The sequence below is a fragment of the Ectothiorhodospira sp. PHS-1 genome, assembly GCF_000225005.1.
Lineage (GTDB): Bacteria > Pseudomonadota > Gammaproteobacteria > Ectothiorhodospirales > Ectothiorhodospiraceae > Ectothiorhodospira.
Genome location: NZ_AGBG01000044.1, coordinates 1 through 10,847 on the forward strand (window position 1 = coordinate 1; position 10,847 = coordinate 10,847).

Here is a 10,847-nt window from a genome sequence, read left to right on the forward strand (position 1 = left end):
GAAGGCCCACGGCACGGTGCCACGCCCATCCCTCATCCCCGGCCCTTCTCCCCCTGGGGGAGAAGGGAGACAAAAAACATACATAGAGAAGAGGCGACACCCATGACCCACATCACCGGCCTCACCCGGGGCGGGACCCCCTGGATACCGGCCTTCATCACCGAACTCAAGGAAGAAAACTGCATCGGCTGCGGCCGCTGCTACAAGGTCTGTACCCGCAACTGCTTTGAACTGGTGGAACGGGAAATCGACGATGACGATGCCTCCATGGTCATGCGCCTGCTGGACGCCATGGACTGCATCGGCTGCCAGGCCTGCGCCAAGGTCTGTCCCAAGAACTGCCATACCCATGCTCCCGCCGCCCTGGCGAGCTGAACCCTAGAATCCCGGAGGACAGAAGCCATGTGGGACTATTCCGAAAAGGTCAAAGAGCACTTCTTCAACCCCCGCAACGCCGGCGCGGTCGAAGGGGCCAATGCCATCGGCGAGGTGGGTTCCCTGTCCTGCGGGGATGCCCTTCGCCTCACCCTGAAGGTGGACTCTGAGACCCAGGTGATCCTGGATGCCGGTTTCCAGACCTTCGGCTGCGGTTCCGCCATCGCCTCCAGCTCCGCCCTGACCGAACTCATCAAGGGCATGACCCTGGACGAGGCCCTGGAAGTGACCAACGAGGACATCGCCGACTTCCTGGACGGCCTGCCGCCGGAGAAGATGCACTGCTCCGTCATGGGACGGGAGGCCCTGGAAGCGGCCGTTGCCAACTATCGCGGCGAGGTCTGGAAGGATGACCACGAAGAAGGTGCCCTGGTCTGCAAGTGCTTTGCCGTGGACGCCATAAAGATCGAGCAGACCATCCGAGAGAATGGCTTGCGTACGGTCCAGGACGTGACCTTCTACACCAAGGCCGGCGGCGGTTGCAGTGCCTGCCACGAAGGCATTGAGGAGATCCTGGTGCGGGTGCTGGCAGAACGGGGCGAGGCCTTCGACCCGGAAAACCATGTCACCGCCCAGCCCGAGGCCCGCCGCGGCAATACGGTTCGCATCATGCCCAGGATGTCGGTGCGGGCCATGGCGATGGAGGAATGATCATGGAACCCATCTATCTGGACAACAACGCCACCACCCGGGTGGACCCTGCGGTGGTGGAGGCCATGCTGCCCTTCTTCACCGAGCAGTTCGGCAACCCGTCTTCAATCCACAGCTTCGGCAACCGGGTGGGGCACGCCATCAAGCAGGCCCGGGGCCAGGTGCAGACCCTGCTGGGGGCGGCGCACGATTCGGAGATCGTGTTCACCTCCTGCGGCACCGAGTCCGACTCCACCGCCATCCTCTCGGCGGTGAAGGCCCAGCCCCAGCGCCGGGAGATCATCACCACCGTGGTGGAACACCCGGCCATCCTCACCGTGTGCGAACAGCTGGAGAAGGAGGGTTACACCATCCATCGGTTGCCGGTGGATGGCAGGGGACGACTGGACCTGGACCACTACGCCGCCCTGCTGTCGGATCAGGTGGCCCTGGTGACGGTAATGTGGGCCAACAACGAGACCGGCACCCTGTTCCCGGTGGAGACCATGGCCCGGATGGCACGGGAAGCGGGTGTGATGTTTCACACCGACGCGGTGCAGGTGGTGGGCAAGCTGCCCATCGACCTGAAGTCCTCCGCCATCGACATGCTTTCCCTGTCCGGTCACAAGCTCCACGCCCCCAAGGGCATCGGCGTGCTCTACCTGCGCCGGGGCCTGCGCTTTCGGCCTTTGCTCAGGGGCGGCCATCAGGAACGGGGTCGGCGGGCCGGCACCGAGAACAGCGCCGGCATCGTCGCCCTGGGTAAGGCCGCCGAACTGGCCATGACCCACATGGACTATGAAAACAATCAGGTCCGCGCCCTGCGGGACCATCTGCAGGCGGGCCTGGCGGCACGCATTCCCCATGCCCTGGTGATGGGGGATCAGGACCATCGGCTGCCCAACACCTTGAATATGGCCTTTGAGTACATCGAAGGGGAGTCCATCCTGCTGCTGCTGAATCAGGCGGGGATCGCCGCCTCCAGCGGCTCCGCCTGCACCTCCGGCTCCCTGGAACCCTCCCACGTGATGCGGGCCATGGGGATTCCCTACACCGCGGCCCATGGTTCGGTGCGGTTTTCCCTTTCCCGCTACAACACCCGGGCCGAGATCGACCGGGTGATCGACGTCATGCCGGACATCGTGGCCAGGCTGCGTAAGATGTCCCCGTACTGGGGCGTGGACGGCCCGGTCACGGATCCGGAAAAGGCCTTTGCCCCCGCGTATGCTTGAACCGGAATAGTCAGCCCCTACGGAAAGCCCCTCTCCCCCGTGGGAGAGGGTGGCGGCCGTCGTCATCCCGTCTCCTATACTCGAGTTGCTGATTGGAAAAAAGTACGCGCTTGGCGCGAAGCAACATTGAGGGGGAAATGATGACGAAACCTGTTGTGGCGGCCGTGGAACCGGTGGGCATCACCCTTGAAAAGGGCAAGGGGTATTATTTTTGTCGTTGCGGGCGTTCCAGGGATCAACCCTTCTGCGATGGGTCGCACCAGGGTACCGGTATCGAGCCGATCTCGTTCCAGCCCCGTGATGATGGTGAGAATTGGCTGTGCATGTGCAAGCAGTCGGGTGATCTTCCCTACTGCGACGGCAGCCATGGGAAGGTGCCGGAAAACGCGATTGGACAGGAGTTCGACGGCGTGGGCGATGAGGTGGAAGATACCGAAGATGACGCTGCTCCCGCGCCGCGCAACACCAAGACCGAACCCCATGTGGAATTCATCCATGCTCTCGCTCGAGGTGGGCTGGAAGAGGTCGGGGCCATGGGTCCCACGGTCGCCATGGGCGTGCCGCGTGATCTTATACCATCCTGGGACGATATCCAGATCCTCACCGCGCAGTTCGCGCGTCGGCCGCTGAGCGGCGACGTGGATGTGGCCAGCGAACTGGTGATCGGCCCGGAGGCCCGTCGTCCCCTGCGTCTGGAGATGCCCCTGCTGGTCACGGACATGAGCTTTGGTTCGTTGTCCCGGGAGGCCAAGATCGCGCTGGCGCGGGGCGCCGAACGGGCCGGTACCGGCATCTGTTCCGGGGAAGGCGGGATGCTGCCGGAAGAGCAGGCCGAGAACTCGCGCTACCTCTTTGAACTGGGACCGGCCCGCTACGGCTACTCCGAGGCATTGTTGGAAAAGGTGCAGGCGTTCCATTTCAAGGGTGGCCAGGGTGCGAAGACCGGTGTCGGCGGTGTGCTTCCCGGTGCCAAGGTCTCGAAAGAGATCGCCGAGGTTCGAGGTATTGAGGTCGGTCGGGATTCGTTATCTCCTCCGGTGATCCCGGACCTTGAAACACCCACCGATTTCAGGCGCTTTGCGGATTCGATCCGCGAGCGAACCGGCGGTATTCCGGTCGGCTTCAAGCTTTCCGCAAATCACATCGAGCGGGATCTGGGTTTTGCCCTGGAGGCGGGTGCCGATTACGTGATCCTGGATGGTCGTGGTGGTGGAACCGGCGCTGCGCCGGCCCTGCTCAGGGATCATATCGGTGTGCCGACCATTCCGGCGCTGGCGCGGGCGCGGCGTTACCTGAACACGCGCGGTGCGAGCGGACGAGTCACACTGATCATCACTGGAGGGCTGCGCACGCCGGCGGACTTCGTCAAGGCCCTGGCGTTGGGTGCCGATGGCATTGCATTGGGCAACAGTGCGATTCAGGCGGTGGGCTGTGTCGGCGCACGCATCTGCCACACCAACCGTTGCCCGACGGGCATCGCAACCCAGGATCCGGAGTTGCGTCAGCGACTGGACCCGGAACAGGGGGGCGTCGGGCTTGCCCGCTTCCTGCTGGCCTCCGTGCAGCTGATGCAGGTGCTGGCGCGTGCGGCCGGCAGGGCACGCTTGGCGGATCTTGGGCAGGACGACCTGACCACCTTCAATCGTGATCTGGTAGAGATGGCCAACTTGCCCTATGCCGGAGGGCCCGATTATGGGTGAGCCGCGTCCCGCGCCCGCTGGATGAAGTTCCGAGAAAAGCGCCGCGGAACCCGTTTTTAGGAATTTACCTGTGCTGGATCAGGAACTTGGCACTTGTCGTAGTGTAACGTCTACACCGTCATACGTGACCGCGTTGAGTCAGCGCGCTATTTCCAGTAAAGCTTATTTAGAGGAAATTCAAATGGTTGATGAAACGAAAGGTTCGCTCTCGGGGCTCAGCGAAGATGAAGCCATGGAGTTTCATGGTGTCTTCATGACCAGCATGATGGGTTTTCTGGCGGTTGCCGCCGTTGCCCACGTTCTGGCCTGGATGTGGCGTCCCTGGGGTGTGGCTTGGTAAGACTTGTCGCCTGATGGGCGAATCAAGTCTCAAGCCGTGCCTTAAGTGAAGCAGTAATAGCAGTTTCTTTCCGATATAGGAGATTTCAATATGTGGCGTACTTGGCTGCTGTTCGATCCTCGCAGAGCGTTGGTTGCCCTGTTCACTTTCCTGGCCGTGCTGGCTCTGCTGATTCACTTCATCCTGTTGAGCACCGAGCGCTTCAACTGGATGCACAGCGCCTCTTTGGTTGACAAGACCGAGCAGGTCGTGGTGCAGGCGTAAGCCGGCGGATCAAGCCTTGGCTTGAAAACGTCTGATGCCCACGCATCCCGGGCGGGATGGTAGTCAATCTGCATCCCGCCCGGCATTGAGGTTCGTCCGGCGATAGAAAGCTTTTACCACTCGGTGGTGAAGGCTTTTTTTTTGCGCGCCAGAAAAATACGAAGAATAAAGTCGAGCGGCTAGATGATGACCGAGAATGATCCACCGATACCCGATACTCACCGCTTCAGCGAGGCGGAGCGCATAGCCATCTATCGCAATATCCTCTGTCGAAGGGACGTGCGGGGGCAGTTCCTCTCCACCCCGATACCCGACGACATGTTGGCACGTATCCTCACCGCCGCCCACTTCGCCCCTTCGGTGGGCTTCATGCAGCCCTGGAGTTTCGTGGTGGTCAAGGATCCGGACGTGAAGCGCAGGGTCCACGAGGCCTTCAGCCTCGCCAACGAAGAAGCCGCGGAGATGTTCGAGGACGAACGTCGGCAAATCTACCGCAGCCTGCGACTGGAAGGCATTCTGGATGCCCCCATCAACCTGTGCATCACCTGCGACCGGGATCGCGCCGGCCCCGTCGTGATCGGCCGTACCCACGATCATCGCATGGACCTCTACAGCGTCGTCTGTGCAGTGCAGAACCTGTGGCTGGCCGCTCGCAGTGAAGGGTTGGGCGTGGGTTGGGTGAGCATTTTCCGTCCCGAGGACATCAAGCGGGTGCTTAACCTGCCCGAGGATATCGTCCCCGTGGCCTATCTCTGCATCGGTCGCGTCAGTCAGTTTCACGACCGACCGGAACTGGAAACCGCCGGCTGGCGTCCCAGACTACCGCTGGAGCAGCTGATCCACATGAATAGCTGGGGCCACGCGCCTGCCGATGACGACCCACTGGTGAAGGCTGTCCAGGCCTGTCAGGGCAAGGCCGCTCAATCGGATCTTCCTCTTTGAGCAGAGACACCGACCCATCTCGATAATGGGATTCTCGTGTGCTCGATTTAACGATCCTTGTAGAAGGGGGTAAAGCGAAAAAGTTATAGTGATGCTCCTGGGGTCTGGTCGATGGCGCGGGTGAAGTCCGGCACTGGCGCGTTGCCAGCGTTTCTCCGGAACCCGCAATGTGTGCCATAACCCGGCATCAAAGAGGATTCATCCTCATGTCTTGTCTGCTGGCATTGCAGAGACTCGCATTCAGGCGCACTGTATTTGCGGTAGCGTGCTTATTGATTTTCGGTTTTATTTCTAATGCTGCCTTGGGGTATGTTCTGGCAAGTCATGCAGATCCACCGCGCGTGGAGACTCCCCCGGTTGCCGTTATCGTCGGCAATAATGCCCCTGAGTCTTCGAGACTCCGTATTGCGGTCTTTACCCCAACCACGGCGGATAATACCTATTGGCCAGAGATCCATGCGGTGCTACACGCCGTCGCCGCTGATCTTGAGATCGACCTTGAGATTCATGAGTTTAGTGTTCTGGATCGCTTTGCGACAGTGTCGGCTGGAGTGAGGCGGCTGACGACAGAGCCTCTGCCGGATGCGGCCATCTTCTCGGTTGAGTTTGGACAGGCGAGCCGGTTGATGAGGGCAGCCGAGAAAATGGGAATCCCCTTTTTCCTGAACGGCCCGCTTTTTCCTGAAGAACTGGCAGAAATAGGGAAAAGGCCTGGCCGGGACTATACGTACTGGGCTGGTTATTTCCATGAAGACGAAGAGCGGAAAGGCTATCTCCTGGCGCAGGAACTGATCGCCGCCGCCCGGGAGGGAAATGCAGGGAAGGCTGACACGATTCAGGTGGCTGGCATCAATGGGTCCAGGTCCTGGTACGGATCAATTCTGCGTGAAGCCGGGCTGCGCCGGGCAGTGGAAGAACATCCGGATGTCCGGTTAATGCAGATGGTATACACGCGATGGACCCCGGAAGAGGGACGCAGGATGGCCAGCCAGATCTTGCGCCGCTATCCCGAGATTTCTGTGCTGTGGGCGGCCAGTGACCAGTTGGCGATCGGTGCCGCTGAAGCAATCGACAATGATCCGGCCGATGATGGTCCGGTTGTGCTGACCGGCGGATTGGATCTATCAGATGCTGGCATTGATGCCGTGCTGAAAGGCCAACTGGTGGCAACCGTCGCCGGTACCAGCTTGCTGTGGGCCCAGGTGATGATCGATTTGCATGACCACCTGCATGGGCTGGATCCTGTCAGCGACTCAAGCCCTGTGCTGCTATCCGCGCCGATCGTTGCCGATCGCTCCACGGCGGAAGACATTCGGGCCTGGATACGCAGTTTCGATTCGATCGACTTTCGCCGATATTCCCGTTTCCATCACAGCAAAGATGTGTCTCGCCTGAGTGAGATTACGGGAGATCGGTAGATCATGCCAATGGCCTGGACACGAACGAAGCACTTTGGCTTCATCATCCTGATGAGCACCGTTGTAACGGCGCTCATTCTGGTGTTTCAGGCCTACGTCTTTTATCAGCAGGGAGTAAAGGATCGTGATCAGGCCCTGCAGTCGGTAGAGAAAAGCTATCTCGATCCAACCGCCGCCGCAGTTTTTTTCTTCGAACAGGAGCAGTTGAACCTGATTTCCGGTGGGCTGGTCCGGCTGCCGTATATCGATGCGGTATCCGTCTACGAATATGTTCTGGGGGAGTACCAGCCGCTTCTGAGGACGATGGAAGATCCTGGGGATCTCGAATCGTTTGATTTTGCGTTGTTGTATGACCATGAAGGGGATCAGCGTCATATTGGAAAACTGACGGTCTATTCCGACCTTCGCCACCTACGGGCGCAGGTACTGGAAAACCTGAAACGTACGGCCGGGTTCAATCTCCTGATTCTCTTGGGGATGGCGGTATGCGTGTGGTGGCTCACCAAGCGCGCTTTTTACCTGGCCTCGATCAAACGCCAGCTCGAGGACAATACGCGGCTTATGAGCATGGCCGCGTCGGTTGCGAAAATCGGCGGCTGGGTGGTTGATCTGGAAACCGATAGGGTGTACTGGTCGGACGAGGTTTGTCGTATCCATGATATGCCGCCCGGTTCGACGGTTTCGGTCAAGGAAGGCATCAGGTACTACGCCCCCGAGTACCGCGAGCGCATCGCCGAACTGTTTGAGGCGTGTGCCCGCAACGGAATGCCGTATGACGAGGAACTTGAGATCCTGAACGCCTTCGGGAAGCGCGTCTGGGTGCGTACGGTAGCGCAGCCGATACGTGATTTTAACGGGCGCATTGTCCGCGTTGCGGGCGCCTACCAGGAAGTGACACAACGGCGCCAGGCGGAGCAACGACTACAGGAGTCGGAAGCCATGCTGCGTGCGGTCACCGAAGCCTCGCCGGACCCTATCTTCATGTCCGACGGCAGAGACAAACTGGTGTACTGCAACCCGGCGTTCGAAACGACCCTTGGGTTCTCGCCGGAGGCCTTGATCGGGCGGACCGTTCACGAGGCCCTCGCGCCAGAGCGTCACCGTGAAGCGATCGCTCGCGGTTACGCAGACTTTGTTCAGGCGGGTCCCGGTTCCGCACTCAGAACCCTGACAGAGCTTGAAGCCTTGCATGGTGACGGGCGCGAAGTGCAGATAGAGTTGTCCATGTCGGCGCTACAGATCGATGGCCGCTGGCATGCAGTGGGGGTGATGCGCGACATCACCAGGCGTAAGCAGTTCGAACAGGTTCTCTCTACTCTCAATCGCGAGTTGGCCCGGCTGGGGGGGGACGAGTTCTTCGGTCACGCCTGCCGCCTGCTGTGCGAGGCACTGGGCACCGACATCGCCTTTGTGGGCCTTCTGGAGGCGGAACAGAACCGGTTGGAAGCGTTTGCCGGATGGACCGATGGTCATTTGTTCACGCCCTTCTACGACGACCTGGCGGGGACGCTCTGTGCAAATGTCATCGAGGAGGGGGCCGTCTGCTATCCGGAGGACAGCCTGTCCCTGTTCCCCGATGACCCTCTGCTCAAGGAGATCGGCATTGAGGCGTGCGTCGGCCATAAGCTGATCGACAAGCAGGACCGGACGTTGGGGATTCTGCTCACATTGGGCCGGCGTCCGCTGACGGAGCAAGTGCGCGGTCTGGCCTTGTCCCTGCTGGGGTTATTCGTTGATCGTGTGGCCTCCGAGATCCAGCGCAGCGCGGCGGAGAAACAGTTGAGGCAGGCTGCCAACGTATTCCATTACGCTAACGAGGGGATCCTGATCACGACCCCTCAAGCCGACATCATCGACGTCAACGCCGCCTTCACCCGCATCACTGGTTACGAGCGGCATGAGGTGTTGGGACAGAATCCTCGCTTGCTCAAGTCCGACAGGCAAGGTAAAGCCTTCTACGCCGAGATGTGGCGGGCCCTGCAGGACGAGGGTAGCTGGACCGGCGAGATCTGGAACCGTCACAAAGACGGCGACTCCTACGCCGAGATGCTGACCATCAGTGCGGTGCGCGATGCCGACGGCACGATACAGCGCTACGTCGGGCTGTTTTCCGACATCACGCAGCTCAAGGAGCAGCAGCGGCAACTGGAGCACATGGCTCACTTCGACGCGCTCACCGGTCTACCCAACCGGGTCTTACTGGCGGACCGTCTGCAGCAGGCGATGGCACTGATGGCACGGCGTCGACAACAGTTGGCGCTGGTCTATATCGACCTGGACAGCTTCAAGAGGGTCAATGATCACTACGGCCATGATGCGGGGGACCGTCTGCTGGTCGCCTTGGCCGAAAAGCTGCAGGCTTCCCTGCGTGATGGAGATACCCTGGCCCGTTTGGGAGGGGACGAGTTCGTTGCGGTATTGTTGGATCTGCCCGATGTCGAGTCCGCAAGACCGCTGCTGCGGCGCTTGCTCAATGCCGCGTCCTGTCCGGTGAGTGATGGGGAGCACAGCCTGCAGGTCTGCGCCAGCCTGGGGGTCAGTCTCTATCCCCAGGCCGAACCGATTGATGCCGACCAGCTACTGCGCCAAGCGGATCAGGCGATGTACCAGGCCAAGCTCGCCGGCGGGAATCGTTACCACCTGTTCGACGTGGAGCATGATCGCTACCAACGTGATCGGCACGAGGCTTTGGAGGCGATTCGCCAGGGATTGGAAAACAATGAATTTGTGCTCTTCTATCAGCCAAAGGTTGCCATGGCGACTGGTGTTTTGTTGGGTGCCGAGGCTCTGATCCGGTGGCAGCACCCGGAGCGAGGCCTGCTACCACCCGTCGACTTTCTGCCCCAGCTGGCGGGCCACCCGCTGATGGTGGGGCTGGGCGACTGGGTGATCGAGGCGGCGCTGGCGCAGATCAGCCAATGGCGTGAGCAGGGGCATGCCCTGACGGTCAGCGTCAACGTGGATGCGCTGCAACTCACCCAATCCGACTTTGTTGCCAAGTTGCGCGCCGCACTGGCCCGCTACCCTGCCGTGCAACCGGGCGACATGGAACTGGAGGTCATTGAGACCAGCGCCCTGCGGGATATTGCCCACATTTCGAGCCTGATCAGGGAATGTCGGGGGTTCGGTGTCAGCTTCTCGCTGGATGATTTCGGCACCGGCTACTCCTCGTTGACCTATTTGAAGCGATTGCCGGTCGAAACCCTCAAGATTGATCAAAGCTTTGTGCGCGACATGCTGGATGATCCGGATGATCTTGCCATTCTGCATGGGGTGATCGGCCTGGCCGAGAGCTTCCAGCGTGGTGTGATTGCCGAAGGCGTTGAGACTGAGGTTCACGGTCAAATGCTGTTGCAGCTGGGCTGCAAAATCGGCCAAGGCTATGCCATCGCAAAACCCATGCCTGCAGAAGAGATGACGCGATGGCATGCACGGTGGCAGCCCCATGCCAGTTGGAGTGGAACCTCCGCGATCCCCGATACCCTGCTGCCCGTGCTGTTCGGCATGGTTGCCCATCGTGCCTGGATGAACGCGTTAAAATCTTACGCGCACGAGACAAACCCGCATCCACCCGAACTGTCACCGCAACAACTCCACTTTGGTCGTTGGTTGGCCAGTGAAAACAGCAGGGGAGACGCCTGCTACAGGATACTGACCCTACACGAACAGGTGTATCAGCTGGGCTGTGAATTGGTCGTGCTCACAAAGCAGGGTGACGATGACCTGGCCCGGAAGCGTTTGGCCGAAGTGGAGGCTCTGCACGATCGACTCATGGAGGCAATTTGGGAGCTGATCGGAACCTGATGGTGGAAGCGGGTCCAACCTTGAGCCCATGGCTTTTCGTCTTCAAGGCCCAAAACGAAAAAAGGACCAGCAACGCTAGGTT

The 10,847-nt window shown here is 60.3% G+C and carries 9 protein-coding genes; all 9 read left to right on the forward strand.

Annotated elements, in window-relative coordinates; genetic code table 11:
- The first annotated feature begins 102 nt into the window (after positions 1-102).
- Positions 103-375, forward strand: coding sequence for a ferredoxin III, nif-specific (gene fdxB, locus ECTPHS_RS12920; protein ID WP_008933201.1), 273 nt, complete (start codon positions 103-105; stop codon positions 373-375).
- A 27-nt stretch (positions 376-402) separates the two neighbouring features.
- Entirely contained in the window at positions 403-1,086 is a 684-nt protein-coding gene (gene nifU, locus ECTPHS_RS12925) for a Fe-S cluster assembly protein NifU (RefSeq protein ID WP_008933202.1), read from the forward strand.
- Between the two features lie 2 nt (positions 1,087-1,088).
- Entirely contained in the window at positions 1,089-2,297 is a 1,209-nt protein-coding gene (gene nifS, locus ECTPHS_RS12930) for a cysteine desulfurase NifS (protein ID WP_008933203.1), read from the forward strand.
- Between the two features lie 140 nt (positions 2,298-2,437).
- Positions 2,438-3,997 carry a glutamate synthase-related protein gene (locus ECTPHS_RS12935; protein ID WP_040406053.1) on the forward strand — a complete coding sequence of 520 codons (1,560 nt, stop codon included), beginning with the start codon at positions 2,438-2,440 and terminating at the stop codon, positions 3,995-3,997.
- A 70-nt stretch (positions 3,998-4,067) separates the two neighbouring features.
- Complete coding sequence (pufB, locus tag ECTPHS_RS15430) at positions 4,068-4,337, forward strand: light-harvesting antenna LH1, beta subunit (RefSeq protein ID WP_371200118.1); 270 nt, start codon at positions 4,068-4,070, stop codon at positions 4,335-4,337.
- Positions 4,338-4,427: 90 nt separating this feature from the next.
- Positions 4,428-4,601 (forward strand): light-harvesting antenna LH1, alpha subunit, encoded by a 174-nt coding sequence (gene pufA, locus ECTPHS_RS12945; protein ID WP_008933206.1) that lies wholly within the window; start codon positions 4,428-4,430, stop codon positions 4,599-4,601.
- A 183-nt stretch (positions 4,602-4,784) separates the two neighbouring features.
- Positions 4,785-5,543 (forward strand): 5,6-dimethylbenzimidazole synthase, encoded by a 759-nt coding sequence (gene bluB, locus ECTPHS_RS12950; RefSeq protein ID WP_008933207.1) that lies wholly within the window; start codon positions 4,785-4,787, stop codon positions 5,541-5,543.
- A gap of 206 nt (positions 5,544-5,749) precedes the next feature.
- Positions 5,750-6,961 carry an ABC transporter substrate-binding protein gene (locus ECTPHS_RS12955; protein ID WP_168044674.1) on the forward strand — a complete coding sequence of 404 codons (1,212 nt, stop codon included), beginning with the start codon at positions 5,750-5,752 and terminating at the stop codon, positions 6,959-6,961.
- A gap of 3 nt (positions 6,962-6,964) precedes the next feature.
- Positions 6,965-10,765: an EAL domain-containing protein gene (locus tag ECTPHS_RS14110; protein WP_008933209.1), complete on the forward strand. Its 3,801-nt coding sequence runs from the start codon at positions 6,965-6,967 to the stop codon at positions 10,763-10,765.
- The last annotated feature ends 82 nt before the right edge of the window (positions 10,766-10,847 follow it).